The sequence below is a fragment of the Lapillicoccus sp. genome, assembly GCF_036559105.1.
In the GTDB taxonomy this organism is placed as follows: domain Bacteria; phylum Actinomycetota; class Actinomycetes; order Actinomycetales; family Dermatophilaceae; genus Lapillicoccus.
This window is the reverse complement of record NZ_DATBTV010000153.1, coordinates 37,504-54,323: the sequence shown is the minus strand read 5'-3', so window position 1 is coordinate 54,323 and position 16,820 is coordinate 37,504. Positions and strand designations below refer to the sequence as shown.

Genomic DNA, 16,820 nt, shown 5'->3' with positions numbered 1-16,820 from the left:
TGACCGACGTGTCCAACCCCTGTTCAGGGGCCGTATCAGGGAGCACGCTGGACTCCTCCCCACGGTCATCGCCCCCAGCGCATGATCTGTCCCCGGAGGTCGCCATGCCCTACGTCAGCGGATTCCTGCCGAGCCGCTCCGCCCCGCTGTTCCACAACGGTCCGTGGCCGGCCGGCCTCGACCTGCGGATCTCTCTGGCCGGGCTGCCGTCGGCGTCGATCGACGTCACGAAGATGGGCCTCTGCGGCGGAATGTCGTTCCTGGCGCGGGACATTCACGAGTCAGGCGCGCCGCAGCTTCGGTCCACGATCTCCCAGGGCATCCCTCTGCCGCTCGGACGGCACATCCTCTCGCGGCTGCTCGACAGCTTCCTCGGTCCGGGCGTCATCCCCTACTGGATCCACGCGACCCAGGAGCTCGACCACGGCACATGGTTCTGGGGCAAGGGCCTGTATGCGGAGACGGTCGACGCCGCGCGCCAGGTGATGCGCTACGTCGACGCCGGTGGCCTGGTCCCGATCGGGGTCGTCCTGGCCCAGAGCGCGTGGCCGTGGGACGTCTTCCAGAACCACGTCGAGCTGGTCTACGGGTACGACCTCGTGGGGACCCAGCTGACCCTGCACGTCTACGACTGCAACTACGAGGGCAGCGACAACGTCACGATCACCCTCGACGTCGGCTCCTCTGCGCCCGCCCGGCCGATCCTCACCAACGGCACGTCGACGGCCGGCCAGTCCGGCCACGTGCGCGGCTTCTTCGTCCTGCCGTACCAGCGCAAGGACCCGAGCCCCGCCTACGTCGACGACGGGCTGCTCACCGTCGCCGGCGGCGTCCCGACGTCGGTCTCGCCCGGCGAGACCCTGAACCTCGCGGTGACCATCGACAACACCGGGTCGACGACCTTCGAGTCCGGTCGCGGCTACCGGCTCGGGACCCAGTCGCCCCCCGACAACACCGAGTGGGGCACGCCCCGGTTCGAGCTGTCCGAGAGCGTGGACCCCGGCCGGGTCTCGACGCAGACCGTGTCGCTACGGGCGCCGCTCTCCGGCTCGCCGACCCTGCAGCTACAGCTGCTCCGCGAGTCGGTGCACTGGTTCGGCCAGGCGACCGACCCGGTCCAGGTGACGGTCAGCACACCGGCCACCGTGGGCTGACCATCACCTGCAGGGTCGCCCTCGCGGGAATACCCTCGCCGCATGAGCGAGTTCCCGCACCTCTTCACGGCGATCGACCACGTCGGCGTCGCCGTCGCGGACCTCGACGAAGCCAAGCGCTTCTACGAGCGGACGTTCGGTATGCGGCTGGTCCACGAGGAGGTCAACGAGGAGCAGGGCGTCCGCGAGGCGATGATGTCGGTCGGCGACTCGGGCTCGTGCGTGCAGCTGCTCGCCCCGCTCAGCCCGGAGTCCACGATCGCCAAGTTCCTCGACCGCAGCGGTCCCGGGGTCCAGCAGGTCGCCTACCGCGTCGAGAACGTCGACGAGGCCAGCACGATGCTGCGCGAGCGCGGGCTTCGGCTGCTGTACGACGCCCCGCGGCGCGGTACCGCGGGCAGCCGGGTCAACTTCGTCCATCCCAAGGACGCCGGCGGTGTCCTCGTGGAGCTCGTGGAGCCCCCCGGGCACCACTGAACGGGTTGGCACCCGCGTCTGAGGTACCCGTCTGAGGTACCTGGAAACGGCGGCCGTCTGAGGTAGCTGCGCCCGGAGAAGATAGGGCGTCCTCCTCATGTCCCGGGGTACCTCAGCAGCGCACTCTCAATGGCGTCGGACAACCAGGTCCGGCAAACCGCACAAGGAGTGCTGCGATGTTCCCCATCACCACCGTCGACACCGTCTCCACGGACCGCAGCCGTCGTCTCGAGGGCTACCGCGGCTGGTCGCGTCGCCGCCACCAGACCGCCGGCCCCGACGCCGACGACTCGTCCCGCCCCGTCGAGGGGCACCGCCCGGTGCTTCGTCCCGTCTTCGGGCGCTGAGCCGGGTGGCCCGTGAGGGCACCTCGCCGCCGACCGCCACGGTCGTCGGCGAGTCACACCACCAGGAGCAGACCGCGAACCCCGCGACCTCCGTCCAGGAGCCGTCGCGGGGTTCGTCGTTGTCCGCGATGTCGCCGCCAGCCACGATGATGGACCCCATGACCACCCTGGACCGACGCGCGCCCCTGGTCGGTCGCGACGAGCTCCTCGCCGACCTGGCGTCGTTCTCGGCGGTCGACGACCCGGAGGGCAGTGCGTCGGTCCTCATCGGCGGCGACGCCGGGGTCGGCAAGACCCGGCTGCTGCTGGCCCTGCGTGACCGCGCGGTGGCCGCCGGCCGGCTCGTCGTGGTCGGGCACAGCCTCGACTTCGGTGACAGCGCCCTGCCCTACCTCCCGTTCTCCGAGATCCTGGGCAGGCTCCAGGACGAGCTCCCCGCCGTCGTCGACACCGTGGCCCAGACCTACCCCGCGATCGTGCGCCTGCTCCCCCGCCAGCGCGTCCGGGTCGCCCAGACCACGCCCGAGGGCGTCGAGGCCGCCGAGCACGCGTCCGGCGCCGACGACCGGTCCAGCCGGTCCGACCTCTTCGCGGGGATCCACGCCCTGCTCGAGGAGGCCGCCCGCACCCAGCCCCTGCTCGTCGTGATCGAGGACGCCCACTGGGCCGACCAGTCCTCCCGCGAGCTGCTCAGCTACCTCTTCGCGCGACAGCTCGAGGCGCCCGTCTCGCTCGTCGTGTCCTACCGCAGCGACGACGTCCACCGCCGCCACCCGCTGCGTCCGACCCTCGCGGAGTGGTCCCGGCTCCCGACGCTCCACCGACTCCAGGTCGGTCCCCTGTCCGAGGCGTCGGTCCGGATCATGGTCCACGCCCTGCACCCCGACCCGCTCACGGACGAGCAGGTCCGGGCGATCATCTCCCGGGCCGACGGCAACGCGTTCTTCGTCGAGGAGCTCAGCGGGATGGAGGGTCTCTCCAGCGCCGCGACCCTCCCGGTCGATCTCGCCGACCTGCTCCTGGTCCGGCTCGACCGCCTCGACGAGCCGTCCCGGCGCGTCGTCGGCGCCGCGTCGGTGGCCGGCCGCCGGGTCTCCCACGACCTGCTGGCCCGGGTACTCGCGGCCTCCGGGTCGGACGCCCGGGACCTCGACCTCGGCCTGCGCCAGGCGGTGGACGCCTTGATCCTCGAGCCCCGTCAAGCGGGCAGCCAACCGGGGTATGCGTTCCGCCACGCCCTGCTCTCGGAGGCGGTCTACGACGACCTCCTCCCCGGCGAGCGCGCCCGCCTGCACACCGCTTACGTCACCGCCCTGCGGGACGGCAGCATCCCCGGCACGTCCGCGGAGCTGGCCCTGCACGCGCGGGCGGCGAACGACATCGAGACCGCCATCGCCGCGAGCACCGAGGCGGGTGACGAGGCGATGCGGGTCGGAGCGCCCGAGGAGGCCGCCCAGCACTACCAGTCCGCGCTCGAGATGCTCGGTCCACGGGCCGCCGTCGAGGTCGGCCTCGTCGCGAGCGCCGCCGACGCGCTCGTCGACGCCGGTGATGCCTACCGCGCGGTCAAGCTCGTGTCCGCCCACCTGACGATGCTGCCCGACACCGCGCCGGTCGAGTCGCGCGCCCGGCTGCTCCTCGCCAAGGCCGAGTCGGCGTTCACCACCGAGGTCGACTTCGACCCTCTCGACCTCACGACCTCGGCGTTGGCGCTGATCCCGGAGGAGCCACCGTCCAAGCTCCGGGCTCGGGCCCTGATGATCCACGCCCAGTCGCAGCGCTGGCACCACAACACGGCGGGTGCGGCCGCGGCGGCCTCCGCGGCGGTGCAGATGGCCACCGAGCTGGGTTACCCCGGGCTGGCCCGGGCCGCCTCGCTGGTCCTCGCCAAGGTGGCCGACCTCTCCGGCCAGCCGGACGACGCCATCGCGCGGCTCCAGAAGGTTCTCGGCGAGGCCGGTGAGGACGTCGACGTCGAGATCCGGGCCCTGCACCAGCTGGCCACCGTGCACTTCGGCATCGGGAAGTTCGCCGACGCTCGACGTCTCTACCTCGAGGCCCTGGCGCGGTCCAAGGCGAGCGGGCGGCCCTGGTCCCCGTGGGGGCTCGACGCCCGGGCTGTCGCCGGACTCGCCGCCTACATCCTCGGCGACTGGGACGACGTGCTCGCCATCACCGACACCTCGGGTGAGGCCCCGCCGCCTCTGGCGGAGGCCTACCTGCGCTCCGTGGCCCTCGACGTGGAGGCCGGACGCGGGATGGCGGAGGTTCTCGACCACATCGCCGCCGTCCGCCCGTTCTGGGAGCGGGACGGCGCCATGGTGCTCTACTGCACGACCGCGGCGATCGACACCTATGGCGACCGTGGCGACCTCGAGGCGGCCCGTGACTTCCACGACGACTCCATCGCCACGCTCCACCGGCTCTGGCCGGGCAGCATCATGTGGCTCCGGGTGCGACTGAGCGCCCTTCTCGTCGGCCAGATCGCGTCCCACGTCCCGGCGCTGTCCCGTTCGGAGCGGGCCCAGTGGGCCGCTCTCGGGGAACGCCACGCCGAGGGCAACCGCGACTTTGCGGCCTCGGTCTCGCTGGAGGGTGCGTCGCGGGTCGAGGCGCGCGCCTGGTACGTCCGCAGCAAGGCGGAGATCCTCCGGCTGCGGTGGCTGGCCGACGTCCAGCCGCCGTCCTCGGCCGAGCTCGTCTCCGCCTGGCGGGCGAGTGTCGAGGCCTTCCAGGAGATGGGGCACACCTTCGAGGTCGCCCGCTCCCAGACGCGGCTCGCCGCCGCCCTCCACGCCGCGGGCGAGGCCCCCGAGGCCCGGCGGCTGGTGACGGTCGCGCGGGAGACCGCCCGGCGGCTGCGGGCCGAACCGCTGCTGGCCGAGCTGCGCACCGTGGCCGGCACGACCGGCCGTCGCGGACGGGAGGATCACCCCGCCGAGTCGGTCACGCTCACCGCCCGTGAGCAGGAGATCCTCGGCCTCGTCGCGCAGGGCCGGAGCAACGGCGAGATCGGCCGCCAGCTGTTCATCAGCACCAAGACGGTGAGCGTCCACGTCTCCAACATCCTGGCCAAGCTCGGCGCGGCCGGACGCACCGAGGCGGCGGCGATCGCGCGTCGCCAAGGGGTCCTGCAGGACTGAGCTGCGCGTGAGCCAGGTCACGCCGTGACGGCCGTCTCACCGTTCGAGGGGCAAAGGCTACTCGCCAGTACGGTCGGGCCACCTGCCGCCGACGGAACAGGAGCCGGGGTCCTATGGACGAGATCCGCGACGCGATCATCGCCGGAGAGCGCACCGCCGCTGCGTGGCAGGCGCTCCCGGTACCGGACTCCTACCGCGCCGTCACCGTGCATCGCGACGAGGAGGGCCTGTTCGAGGGCCTGCCCAGTCGCGACAAGGACCCTCGCACGTCGCTCCACGTCGACGACGTCCCTGTCCCGGAGCTCGCGCCCGGCGAGGCGCTCGTCGCCGTCATGGCGAGCGCCATCAACTACAACACCGTCTGGACCTCGATCTTCGAGCCACTCTCGACGTTCCGGTTCCTCGAGCGCTACGGCCGCCTCTCCACGGAGACCAAGCGACACGACCTGCCGTACCACGTCGTCGGGTCGGACCTGTCCGGCGTCGTCCTGCGAACCGGACCCGGCGTGCACCTCTGGCACCCCGGCCAGGAGGTCGTGGCCCACTGCCTCTCCGTCGAGCTGGAGTCGGCCGACGGCCACAACGACACCATGCTCGACCCGGAGCAGCGAATCTGGGGGTTCGAGACGAACTTCGGTGGCCTGGCCGAGCTGGCCATCGTCAAGACCAACCAGCTGATGCCCAAACCCCCTCACCTGACCTGGGAGGAGGCGGCCTCCCCAGGGCTGGTGAACAGCACCGCATACCGGCAGCTGATCTCCCGCAACGGGGCGGGCATGAAGCTCGGCGACGTCGTCCTCGTCTGGGGCGCCAGCGGCGGGCTCGGCTCGTACGCGACGCAGATGGCGCTCGCGGGCGGCGCCACGCCGGTGTGCGTGGTGTCCAGCCCGGACAAGGCCGAGATCTGCCACCGGATGGGCGCCGAGCTGGTCATAGACCGGTCGGCGGCCACCGGTGAGGGGTACCGCTTCTGGACCGGCGACGCTCCCGACGCGACACAGGACCAGTCGGAGTGGCGCCGGTTCGGTGCGAAGATCCGCGCGCTGACCGGCGGCCACGACCCCGACATCGTCGTCGAGCACCCCGGTCGCGAGACGTTCGGCGCGAGCGTCTTCGTGGCGCGCAAGGGCGGCACGATCGTCACCTGCGCCTCGACCTCGGGGTACCTGCACGAGTACGACAACCGGTACCTCTGGATGAACCTCAAGCGCATCATCGGCTCGCACTTCGCGAACTACCGCGAGGCGTGGGAAGCCAACGCCCTCATCGACCGGGGATTGATCCACCCGACCCTGAGCCGGACGTACCCGATGGAGGACGTGGGTCAGGCGGCGTACGACGTCCACCGGAACCTGCACCAGGGGAAGGTCGGCGTCCTCACGCTCGCGCCCCGGGAGGGCCTCGGCGTCACCGATCCCGAGAAGCGAGACCGGTTCGGCGACGAGCTCGGCTGGTTCCGCGACGGGTGACGGCCGCGCCTCCGCCGACCCGGCGCGGGGCGCGGTTAGCGTCGAAGCATGCTCGACGTCGTCGGCCGGCTCCGCGGTCTCCGGGACCGCGAGCGGGCGTTCCGGGCGCGGCAGCGCGAGCGCGTGGAGGAGAGCCGGCGGCGTCCGCTGGCCGACCTCGGTGGCGAACGCGGCGGTGACGACGAGCAGCTGACGCACTCCCTGCTGGCCGACACGCTGCCCCGGCAGGACACCGAGCCGACGACCGCCGAGCCCGACGGCCGAGGGGCGCGGCGCGCCTTCGGACAGGCCGGACGACCGCTCAACCGGCAGTCGCCGTTCTACGTCGGGTTCGTCGGCGCCATCGGGGTGCTCGCCGCCTACGCGCTGTGGCAGGCCGTGTCGTCCCTGGGCACGGTGCTGACCCTGCTGACCGTCGCCTTCTTCCTCACCCTCTCCCTCAACCCGGTGGTGGAGCTCCTCGTCCGCCGTGGGCTGCGGCGCGGCGGGGCGGTGGCCGCGGTGTTCGCCCTGGCGGTCGGCGCGTTCGTGCTGTTGGGGTTCGTCGTCGTGCCGCCGGTGACGCAGCAGGCCGGCGAGCTGGCCCAGAGTGCCCCCGGCTACCTCAACGACGTGCTCAGCAACCCCCGCGTCCAGGACATCGACCAGCACTACCACGTGGTCGACAAGATCCAGGAGGAGGTCGACAAGCGGCTGACCGACAGCGACTTCATGTCGCAGGTCGCCGGCGGCGTCCTCGGCGCGGGACGGATCGTGGCCGAGGGGGTCTTCTCGGCGCTGACCGTCCTGGTCCTGACCCTCTACTTCCTCTCGTCCCTGCCGACGCTCAAGCAGGCGGCGTATGCGGTCGTGCCGGCCAGCCGCCGCCCCCGGGTGATCTCGCTCTCGGAGGAGATCATGCGGCGGGTCGGCTCCTACGCGATCGGGCAGGTCGCTGTCGCGGCGGTCAACGCGTTCTGCGCATGGATCATGATGTCGATCGTCGGGATCCCGTACGCGGCGGTGCTCGCCGTGGCCGTGGGGTTCCTCGGGCTGGTCCCGATGGTGGGCGCCACGCTGGGGGCGGTCCTCGTCGCGGTGGTGGCGCTGTTCGACGACCCGACCAAGGCGGTCATCGCGCTCATCTACTTCATCGTCTACCAGCAGACCGAGAACTACCTCGTCGCGCCACGCATCATGCAGCGGACCGTGTCGGTGCCGGGGGCGGTCACCATCGTCGCGGCGCTCATCGGCGGGACGCTGCTGGGGATGCTGGGGGCCCTGCTGGCGATCCCTGCGGCAGCCGGCTTGCTGCTGCTCTACGACGAGGTGCTCGTCCCGCGACAACGCCGGGTGTGACCGCGCGCCGGTAAAGTCGTGCGGTGCGGTTCCTCAACGGCCTCGGGCCGGCGTTCGACCTGACCTACGACGATGTCTTCATGGTCCCGGCCCGCTCGTCGGTAACCTCCCGGATGGACGTCGACCTGTCGTGCTCCGACGGTTCGGGCAACACCATCCCCCTCGTCGTGGCGAACATGACCGCCGTCTCGGGGCGACGGATGGCCGAGACCGTGTCCCGGCGCGGGGGTCTCAGCGTGATCCCCCAGGACATCCCGACCGACGTGGTCGGCGACGTCGTGGCCTTCGTCAAGTCGCGGCACCTCGTCCACGACACCGCGATCACCGTGGACCCGGTCGAGACGGTCGGCGCCACGTTGACGTTGCTCCAGAAGCGGGCCCACGGCGCCGCCGTCGTGGTCGACGAGCGCCACCACCCGATCGGCCTGGTGACCGAGGCCGACCTCAGCGGCGTCGACCGGTTCACCCAGGTCCGCGACGTGATGAGCCGCGACGTCGTCACGATCGGCGCCGACGAGTCAGCCGAGGACGCGTTCAGCCGGCTCAGCACAGCCCGTCACCGGCTCGCCCCGGCGGTGGACGCGGACGGCCGGCTGGTGGGGATCCTCACCCGTCAGGGCGCCCTGCGGGCGACGGTCTACCGCCCCAACGTCGACGAGCACGGCCGGCTTCGCGTCGCCGCGGCCGTCGGCATCAACGGTGACGTGGTCGGACGGGCCAAGGAGCTCGCAGCGGCGGGCATCGACCTGCTCGTCGTCGATACCGCGCACGGCCACCAGGAGAAGATGCTCGAAACGCTGCGGGCCGTCCGGGACCTCGGCCTCGAGATGCCGATCTGTGCGGGCAATGTCGTTGCGGCACAGGGGGTTCGGGATCTCGTCGAAGCGGGTGCGGACATCGTGAAGGTCGGGGTCGGGCCGGGCGCGATGTGTACGACGAGGATGATGACCGGCGTGGGCCGCCCCCAGTTCTCGGCGGTGCTGGAGTGCTCGACCGCTGCCCGCGAGCTCGGGGCGCACGTCTGGGCCGACGGTGGGGTGCGGCATCCACGGGACGTGGCCCTGGCCCTGGCCGCCGGTGCGTCGAACGTGATGATCGGCTCGTGGTTCGCCGGGACGCTCGAGTCCCCCGGCGACCTGCAGGCGACGGCCGACGGACGCTCATACAAGGAGTCCTTCGGGATGGCCTCCTCGCGCGCGGTCCGGACCCGGACGGCGACCGAGTCCTCCTACGACCGGGCCCGCAAGGCGCTGTTCGAGGAGGGCATCTCCAGCGCGCGGATGTTCATCGACCCGGCGCGACCGAGCGTGGAGGACCTCCTCGACGCCATCACCGCCGGTGTGCGGTCGGCCTTCACCTACGCGGGGGCCCGCACGGTCGAGGAGTTCCACGACCGCGCGGTCGTCGGGCTGCAGAGCACCGCCGGGTTCGCGGAGGGCGCCCCGCTGCACACGTCCTGGTGAGGTTCGCGGTCACCCGAGGCGGGTCGCCGGGGAGGGCTCGTGCTGTTGGTCGGCGGCGGGCCAGGTCGTCCTCAGCGGCAGCGCGGCCGGGTTGACGCGACGGACGATCTCCTCATGCACACGCCGCACGTACGGCTCGCCGACCCACAGGTGCTTCGCACCGTCCACGCCGACGACCTCGGCCTGGGGGACGGCGGCAAACCGCTCGAGAGCCTCGGCCGGCCGCAGGTAGTCGTCGAGCTCGGGGACGAGAGCGAGCATCGGCTTGCCCGAGTCCGCCCAGGCGGCAAGGTGTTCCGGGCTGGAGTACCGCAGTGGCGGGCTGAGCAGGATGGCCCCGCCGACCGACGGGTCGTTGCCGTACATCAGGGCGAGGTCGGTGCCGAACGACCATCCGACCAACCAGCGGTTGGGCAGCTCGGGCGCCTCGTGGAACTCGGCGTACTCGATCGCCGCGGCGACGTCGAACCGCTCGGCGTCCGCGTTGTCGAACGTCCCGTCGGACGTGCCCCGCGGTGACGTCACCCCTCGAAGGTTGAACCGGAGCACGGCGAGGTCCGCGAGTGCGGGCAGGCGGTACGCCGCCTTCTTGAACACGTGGCTGTCCATGAACCCGCCGTGCGTCGGCAGCGGGTGGAGCGTGACGAGCGTGGCGACCGGGTCGCGGTCCGCCGGGAGCGCAAGCTCACCCACCAGCCGCAGGTCGTCCGCGGTGTGGAGCACGACCTCGGCGCGCCGGGCGGGAAGAATCGAGCTGGCCCGGATCTCGTCAGGGTCGCGGCTCATGGTGGGCAGGCTATCGAGGTGCGGTCAGCGGTACGCGTTGCCCGCCGGTCTGGCGTCCCGACGGGACCAGCAGCCGGTATGCCAGTGCCGCCGGTCCCCGAGCCCGCCGACACCCTCAGCGGGCCAGGCGACGACGTGCGGTGTCCCCACCGCGACCTCCTGCTGGCAGCCCGGGCAGAGGTAGGTCCGGGTCGCCCGGGCGCCGCTGACCCGGCGCACGGTCCAGAGCGAACCCGCATACCGTTCGGTCGTCGTCTCCCCGAACCCTCCGGCCGCGAGCGGGCGGTGCTCATGGCGGCGGCGGTTGGCGCGGGGCATACCGACGATTGTCCCGTGCTCAGCTCGGCGTCAGCAGGCCGGTGGCGCCGGTGGTGAACAGGTCGACCAGCGCCGGGAAGGTCTGCTCGATCTTGTTGGCCGGGTCGTCGGGGTCGACGTACTCGTGGGGGGCGTGCAACGAGGCGGGGAACTCGTAGACGCTCACCAGATCACCCGCGTCTCTTTGTTGGCCGACGAGCACCCGGATGGCCGCCGGGTCGACCGACTCGTCGCCCGCGTTAAGCACGTGGACGACGTAGGCGTTGCTGCGCGTGGTGCCCAACGTCGAGGCGATGCTCATCAGGCCGGCGAGGCTGCGGGTCGCGAACTTGGCGTAGCTGTAGCGCGGGACCTGGTCGGCCTCCTTGAGCGAGAAGTCCCACCAGACGTCGAGGTTGGGCGCGTAGCGCATCAGGTTGCCCGCGGCGTGCGAGAGGCGCGTCGGGACCGCGGCCGGGCTGAGGAACGGCGCGAGGGCCACGACGCGCTGGACGCCGGCGTTGTGCTCGGCCGCCCAGAGCGCGAGAGTGGCCCCGCCGGAGAGCCCACCGACGACGGTGCGCTGGTCGAGGCCGAGGGCGATGGCCGTGGTACGCATCGCGAAGTTGGCCAGATCCTGGGGGTCGACCGGGACCGGCTCGGCGTTGGTGTCGGCGATGCCGTGCTCGGGCCAGCGCGGGACGAGCACCCGGTACCCGGCGGCGGCGAGGCGGCCCGCGAGCGCGGAGAACTGGTTCGGGCAGCTGGTGTAGGCGTGGAACAGCAGGACCACGCCGAGCTGGGGCACGGTGGGGTGCACGTCGAGGGACTTGCACTCCGGCAGGACGGTCGGGTTGGCGGTGTCCTTGGCGATGAGGTCCGCGTAGCCCGCCTCTGCCTGCTCGGCGGTCAGGGCGCCCGGGCTGACGGCGACCGGCGGGTTGTAGGGCAGCACGGTCAGTCCGATGACCAGGGCGGCGAGGACGGCCACCACGGTGACGAGGATCGTGACGGTCCGGCGGAACCACCGAGGCGCGCCGTGTCCGGTCCGTTCCGTCACCCGGCGATCGTATGCAAGGACCCCCACTCGCGCGCGGAGGAGTCTCAGCGGAGCGAAGTCAGCGTCATTACGCCGACTTCGCTCCAGTGGGGCTGTGGATGACGACGGCGGGCGTCGCCCGACATGAGCCACCGTGGCCAGATGAAGGAACCGGACACGCGAATGCTCGGCGCCCCCGTCCTGCCGCACGACGAGGCGTCACTGATGTCCGTCGCAGCCGAGCAGAGCGGAATGCTCACCCGGGCGCAATGCCTGGCCGCCGGCATGACCGACCCAGCGATCCGCTGGCGGCTGAGCCGAGGCCACTGGATCGCCCTCCACCATGGCGTCTATCTCACGGTGCGGGGTCGGGACGACTGGCGCACCGGCGCCCTCGCCGCTCAGCTGGCGGTCGACGGCTCGGCGTGGTCGCACCGGACGGCCGCGTTCGTTCACGGCCTCAACGCGGTCCCGCCGAAGGAGATCGACGTGGTCATCGACGCGCAACACCGGATCCGGCCGCGACGGGTCGTGCTGCATCGACGAGCGGAGGCCGACGACGCCGTCGATCCTCTGCACTGGCCATGGCGGACCACGGTGGAGGAGACCGTGCTCGATGTCAGTGCTGTCGGGTCGGTCGACGAGATGTTCGCGATCCTCGGTCGAGCGTTCCAGCGCCGTCTCACCACGGAGCAGGCGGTGCTCGCGCGGTTGGCAGCGCGCACGCGACATCGTCGGCGTGAGCTGCTGCAGCTGGTGCTCGCGGACGCGGCCGACGGCGCCAAGAGTGCCATGGAGGTGCGGTTCGTGCGAGATGTCCTGCGACCGCATGGTCTCCCGATCGGCGTACGGCAGCGCTCGACCTCTCCCGACCGGCGTGAACTTCACGACGTCGGCTTTCCGGAACAGCGGGTCCTGGTCGAGCTGGACGGACGGCTGGGTCACGAAGGTCGCGAGGCCCGCGTCCAGGACGGCAGACGCGACCGACGAAGCGCCGCAGGCGGATGGCTCACGGTGCGCGCCTTCTGGCCGGATGTCGCCGTCACGCCGTGCGAGCTGGCTGTCGAGGTCGCAGCGATCCTTGGAAGCCGCGGCTGGCGGGACCCGGGCCGCACCTGTCGTCGCCAAGGGTGTGCTTTCCGGCTGGGGTCTCCCGGTGGAGCAACGTCAGCGCGATAGCACCGACTTTGCTCCATCGAACCAGTCAGGGGTAGGTGCGGAAGCCGCGGCCGGTCTTGCGACCCAGGTAGCCGGCGGTCACGAGGTGCTCGAGCAGGGGCGCCGGCGCATACCCGCGCTCGCGGAACTCGAGGTAGAGCTCGCGCTGGATGGCCAGCGACACGTCGAGCCCGACGACGTCGAGCAGCTCGAACGGGCCCATCGGGTACCCGCACCCCGTCCTCATCGCCGTGTCGATGTCGTCCGCCGTCGCGTAGTGCGCCTCGAGCGTCCGCACGGCGTCGTTGAGGTAGGGGAACAGCAGCGCGTTGACGATGAACCCCGCCGGGTCCGCGCACGACACCGGGTGTTTGCCCAGCGTTCCGCACAGACCGACCACCGTCGCCGACACGTCCGGCGCGGTCGAGACGGTCGACACCACCTCGACGAGCTTCATCAGCGCCGCGGGGTTGAAGAAGTGCATTTCGACCACGTCCTCGGGGCGCGCCGTCACCGCGGCCAGGTCGATCACCGGCAGCGACGACGTGGTGGTGGCGAGGATGGTGCCCGGGCGGCACACCTTGTCGAGGGTCCGGAACAGCTCCTGCTTCGCGCCGAGGTCCTCGACCACCGCCACGACCACGAGGTCCACCTCGGCGAGGTCGTCGGTCGACGTCGAGGGCGTCACCCGCTCGACCGCCACCTCCGCATCGGCGGCCGACATCCGCCCCTTCTCCACGGCCCGCTTCACCGACCGGGACATCCCCGCGACGACGCCCGCCGCCTTCTCCGGCGACCGCGCCACGACCGTCACCGCGTACCCGGACCGCGCGAACACCTCCACGATCCCCGACGCCATCGTCCCCTAACCGACCACGCCGACGCGCGTCACCGGCCGCACCGACCGGCCCCCCACACCGACGCGCTCGGCGTCAGCGCGTCCGGCACCACCGCGGACGAGCCCGGTTCTGCGTACGTGTAGAAGCCGCGACCGGTCTTCCGGCCGCGCAGCCCCGCGGAGACCATCTGCTTGATGAGCGGGCTCGGGGCGTGCAGCCGGTCGCGACCCTGCCGGTACATCGTGTCGAGGATCTCGTATGCGGTGTCGAGCCCGATGAGGTCCATGAGGGCCAGCGGGCCCATCGGCAGCCCGCACCCCAGCCGCATCGCCGCGTCGACGTCCTCGCGCGACGCATACCGGGTCTCGTACATCGACACCGCGTGGTTGAGGTACCCGAACAGCAGCGCGTTGGCGATGAACCCGGCCTTGTCGCCGACGACGACGGGCTGCTTGCCGAGCTGACGGGCCAGCTCGACGACGTCACTCACGACCCCCTCGTCGGTGACGACGGTCCGGATCACCTCGACGAACGACAGCACGGGTGCCGGGTTGAAGAAGTGCAGCCCGACCACCCGCCGCGGGTTCGCCGTGGCCACGGCGATCTCGGTCACCGACAGCGAGGAGGTGTTGGTCGCGAGCACGGTCTCGGGACCGACGAGCCGGTCCAGGGCCGCGAAGATGTCCTTCTTGAGCTCCAGGTGCTCGGGAACCGCCTCGACCACCAGTCCGCAGCCGGCCACGGCGTCCAGCGACGTCGCATACCGGACCCGCGCGTGCACGGCCGCGGCCTCGTCGGGCGTGAGCTTCCCGCGCTCGACCGCCCTCGCCGTCGAGTGCTCCAGCGCCTCCCGGCCCCGGGCCGTGCCAGCATGGTCGACCTCGACCGCGACGACGTCCAGCCCGGTCCGGGCCACCACCTCGACGATGCCCGCGCCCATCGTCCCCAGTCCGATGACGCCCACCCGAGCGAAGTCCCTAGCCGCTCTGTCGACCATGTCGGCAAGGGTGGCAGCCGGGGCTACCGGTGGGTAGGGATGGCGGACGCGACGGTGCTCACACTCGTACCGGCGGTGGACTGGACGAGGCGCGCCGGTTCGGAGACCATGGGGTACGTGCCCAGAGCCGGTCTGCGCCCACCGAGAGTCTTCCGCCAACGACGCCGCGTCGCAGTGCTGACCCTGCAGGGCTGGACCCAGGACCCGGGTCCGGACGAGGGCGGCGGCCGCGCCGGGGTCCGCGAGCCGCGGCGCCCCAGCCCGGTCCCGCCGAGCCTCATGGCCGCACTCCCGCTCCCCGAGGACGAGAACGCCCGCTGACCGGAGCGGTCGGTTCCCCGCGACGTATCGGAGCGGAGAACTTCGTGGGGTGACCTAGTCTTCCCGGGTGCGTCTCGTCATCGCCCGGTGCCACGTCGACTACGACGGCCGGCTGACCGCACATCTCCCGCTCGCGACCCGCCTCCTCATGGTCAAGGCGGACGGGTCGGTCCTCGTCCACAGCGACGGCGGCTCCTACAAGCCGCTGAACTGGATGTCCCCGCCCTGCGCGATGGCCGAGGTGCCGCCGACACAAGAGGAGGCCACCGACGGCGTCACGCAGGTGTGGCTCGTCCAGCACACCAAGTCGGAGGACCGGCTCCGGGTATGCCTGCACGAGGTGCTCCACGACTCCCACCACGACCTCGGGATCGACCCCGGGCTGGTCAAGGACGGGGTCGAGGCGCACCTCCAGAAGCTCCTCGCTGAGCACATCCACACCCTGGGCGACGGGTGGAGCCTGGTCCGCCGCGAGCACATGACGGCGATCGGGCCGGTCGACATCCTCGCCCGCGACCACTCGCGGCAGCACGTCGCGATCGAGATCAAGCGGCGTGGCGAGATCGACGGGGTCGAGCAGCTCACCCGCTACCTCGAGCTGATGAACCGCGACCCCCACCTCGCGCCGGTCGTCGGCGTGTTCGCGGCGCAGGAGATCAAGCCGCAGGCCCGAGTCCTGGCCGAGGACAGGGGGATTCGCTGCGTAGTCCTCGACTACGACGCGCTGCGCGGGATCGACGACGTCGGTGCCCGCCTGTTCTGACGGCCCGTACTAGTCGGCCGCGCCCGGAGCGCCCACGTCGGGCTCCGGCTCCTCGAAGCGCCGGCCCGGCCACGGCCCCACCAGCCGCCAGCCGTCCGCGTCGACCTCGACCTCGGCCATGGCGCAGTTCGGGATCATGGCGTCAAGGGCCAGCTCGGGCCGGACGTTCTCCGCGGTGTTCGGGATCGCGAGGGTCATCACTCCCCCGTGGCTCACGACGAGGACCGTCTCGCCGCGGTGGCGGTCGGCGAGCGCCTCGACGGACGCGACGAACCGGGCCACCACCTCGGACCCCGTCTCGGCCCCGGGCCACCGCCGGTCGAGCTGACCGTTCACCCACGCCACGAACACCTCTCGCGCGTCCGGGCCCATGGCCGGCGTCCCCGCCAGCGACCCCACCGAGAACTCCTGCACGCCCTCGACGGTGGCTGCCGTGAGGCCGAGCCGGTCACCCACGACTGCGCCCGTCTCCCGAGCTCGGGCCAGCCGGCTGGTGTAGACCGCCGCCACCCGCTCACCGCGCAGCCGGTCGGCGAGACCGGCGGCCTGCTCCTTGCCGAGGTCCGTCAAGCGGCCGCCCTCGTCGCTGAGCAGCTCCGGATGGGCGTACGTCGCCTCACCGTGCCGCGCGACGAGGAAGCGGGCCGGGCACTGCAGGTCGCTCACGACCTCACCGTATGCCCGGGCTCACGCCAGCGGCCGGGCCTCCTCCTCGACGCCGCGCTTCGCGAGCACCTCAGCGCGGTTAGCCACATACCCGACCATCCACGTCGGCTCGAGCCGGAAGAACACGACGTCACCCCACGACAGCGGTGACGAGCCGTAGTGGGCGGTCCAGTGCGCGTCGACCTCGGCCAGCTCGTCACCCTCCAGCACCACCGCGTGGCCGTGGGTGAACACCGCGACCTCCTCCCCCTCGATGCATGCCGCGCTGACCGCGGGGTTGGCCACCAGCTGCCGACCCTTGGGCGACGTCCGCAACGTGCTCAACGTCCAGTGCCCGTGCAGGAAGTGTCCGTCCAGCGCACTGACCCGCGGTTCGCCCCGAGCGGTGACCGTGGCGAAGCTCATCACCCGCATACCGGTCATCAACCCGGCGATCTCGCGGGCCGACAGGGTGCGTCCGTCGTCGATAATGCTCTTCAGGTGGTCGCTCGCCCCCGCGTGCGACCGGTCCAGCAGGGTCTGGAGCGCCGTCAGCTCCTCGTCCGTCTCCTTCATCGGTCCAG

The 16,820-nt window shown here is 71.7% G+C and carries 17 protein-coding genes; 10 read left to right on the top strand and 7 right to left on the bottom strand.

Annotated features, from left to right (window positions below):
* Window positions 1-104: 104 nt before the first annotated feature.
* The 7 genes from VIG79_RS18500 to VIG79_RS18470 all read left to right on the top strand — a co-directional run bounded on the left by VIG79_RS18500 (window position 105) and on the right by VIG79_RS18470 (window position 9,391).
* Window positions 105-1,154, top strand: coding sequence for a hypothetical protein (locus VIG79_RS18500; protein ID WP_331888328.1), 1,050 nt, complete (start codon window positions 105-107; stop codon window positions 1,152-1,154).
* Window positions 1,155-1,196: 42 nt separating this feature from the next.
* Window positions 1,197-1,631: a methylmalonyl-CoA epimerase gene (gene mce / locus VIG79_RS18495; RefSeq protein ID WP_331888326.1), complete on the top strand. Its 435-nt coding sequence runs from the start codon at window positions 1,197-1,199 to the stop codon at window positions 1,629-1,631.
* Between the two features lie 176 nt (window positions 1,632-1,807).
* Complete coding sequence (locus tag VIG79_RS18490) at window positions 1,808-1,978, top strand: hypothetical protein (protein WP_331888324.1); 171 nt, start codon at window positions 1,808-1,810, stop codon at window positions 1,976-1,978.
* 158 nt (window positions 1,979-2,136) lie between these two features.
* Window positions 2,137-5,121, top strand: a complete 2,985-nt coding sequence (locus VIG79_RS18485; RefSeq protein WP_331888322.1) for a helix-turn-helix transcriptional regulator — start codon at window positions 2,137-2,139, stop codon at window positions 5,119-5,121.
* A 113-nt stretch (window positions 5,122-5,234) separates the two neighbouring features.
* A complete protein-coding gene (gene ccrA, locus VIG79_RS18480; RefSeq protein ID WP_331888320.1) occupies window positions 5,235-6,590 on the top strand; it encodes a crotonyl-CoA carboxylase/reductase in 1,356 nt (451 codons plus the stop codon).
* Between the two features lie 48 nt (window positions 6,591-6,638).
* Complete coding sequence (locus VIG79_RS18475) at window positions 6,639-7,928, top strand: AI-2E family transporter (RefSeq protein ID WP_331888318.1); 1,290 nt, start codon at window positions 6,639-6,641, stop codon at window positions 7,926-7,928.
* 23 nt (window positions 7,929-7,951) lie between these two features.
* Window positions 7,952-9,391 carry a GuaB1 family IMP dehydrogenase-related protein gene (locus VIG79_RS18470; RefSeq protein ID WP_331888316.1) on the top strand — a complete coding sequence of 480 codons (1,440 nt, stop codon included), beginning with the start codon at window positions 7,952-7,954 and terminating at the stop codon, window positions 9,389-9,391.
* A 9-nt stretch (window positions 9,392-9,400) separates the two neighbouring features.
* Here the strand turns inward: VIG79_RS18470 and VIG79_RS18465 are convergent, their stop codons facing one another.
* From VIG79_RS18465 to VIG79_RS18455, 3 genes are read right to left on the bottom strand one after another with little or no spacing between them, the layout of a single operon-like run.
* Window positions 9,401-10,177: an alpha/beta hydrolase gene (locus tag VIG79_RS18465; RefSeq protein ID WP_331888314.1), complete on the bottom strand. Its 777-nt coding sequence runs from the start codon at window positions 10,175-10,177 to the stop codon at window positions 9,401-9,403.
* A 24-nt stretch (window positions 10,178-10,201) separates the two neighbouring features.
* Complete coding sequence (locus tag VIG79_RS18460) at window positions 10,202-10,495, bottom strand: hypothetical protein (RefSeq protein WP_331888312.1); 294 nt, start codon at window positions 10,493-10,495, stop codon at window positions 10,202-10,204.
* Window positions 10,496-10,514: 19 nt separating this feature from the next.
* The gene (locus VIG79_RS18455; protein WP_331888310.1) at window positions 10,515-11,534 is read right to left on the bottom strand and encodes an alpha/beta hydrolase; all 1,020 of its coding nucleotides are present in this window, start codon (window positions 11,532-11,534) and stop codon (window positions 10,515-10,517) included.
* A 141-nt stretch (window positions 11,535-11,675) separates the two neighbouring features.
* On the opposite strand from VIG79_RS18455, the gene VIG79_RS18450 reads away from it, so the two are divergent.
* Complete coding sequence (locus VIG79_RS18450) at window positions 11,676-12,692, top strand: type IV toxin-antitoxin system AbiEi family antitoxin domain-containing protein (protein ID WP_331888308.1); 1,017 nt, start codon at window positions 11,676-11,678, stop codon at window positions 12,690-12,692.
* A gap of 25 nt (window positions 12,693-12,717) precedes the next feature.
* Here the strand turns inward: VIG79_RS18450 and VIG79_RS18445 are convergent, their stop codons facing one another.
* Both VIG79_RS18445 and VIG79_RS18440 read right to left on the bottom strand, forming a co-directional pair.
* A complete protein-coding gene (locus VIG79_RS18445; protein WP_331888306.1) occupies window positions 12,718-13,530 on the bottom strand; it encodes a 3-hydroxyacyl-CoA dehydrogenase family protein in 813 nt (270 codons plus the stop codon).
* Window positions 13,531-13,559: 29 nt separating this feature from the next.
* On the bottom strand, window positions 13,560-14,507 hold the full coding sequence (locus VIG79_RS18440; protein WP_331888304.1) for a 3-hydroxybutyryl-CoA dehydrogenase: 948 nt from the start codon (window positions 14,505-14,507) through the stop codon (window positions 13,560-13,562).
* Window positions 14,508-14,624: 117 nt separating this feature from the next.
* Between VIG79_RS18440 and VIG79_RS18435 the strand changes: the two genes are divergently transcribed.
* On the top strand, window positions 14,625-14,828 hold the full coding sequence (locus VIG79_RS18435) for a hypothetical protein (protein WP_331888302.1): 204 nt from the start codon (window positions 14,625-14,627) through the stop codon (window positions 14,826-14,828).
* A 67-nt stretch (window positions 14,829-14,895) separates the two neighbouring features.
* Window positions 14,896-15,591: an endonuclease NucS gene (nucS, locus tag VIG79_RS18430; protein ID WP_331888300.1), complete on the top strand. Its 696-nt coding sequence runs from the start codon at window positions 14,896-14,898 to the stop codon at window positions 15,589-15,591.
* 9 nt (window positions 15,592-15,600) lie between these two features.
* Here the strand turns inward: nucS and VIG79_RS18425 are convergent, their stop codons facing one another.
* Window positions 15,601-16,257, bottom strand: coding sequence for a histidine phosphatase family protein (locus tag VIG79_RS18425; protein ID WP_331888298.1), 657 nt, complete (start codon window positions 16,255-16,257; stop codon window positions 15,601-15,603).
* 21 nt (window positions 16,258-16,278) lie between these two features.
* Entirely contained in the window at window positions 16,279-16,812 is a 534-nt protein-coding gene (locus VIG79_RS18420; RefSeq protein ID WP_331888296.1) for a pyridoxamine 5'-phosphate oxidase family protein, read from the bottom strand.
* Between the last annotated feature and the right edge of the window lie 8 nt (window positions 16,813-16,820).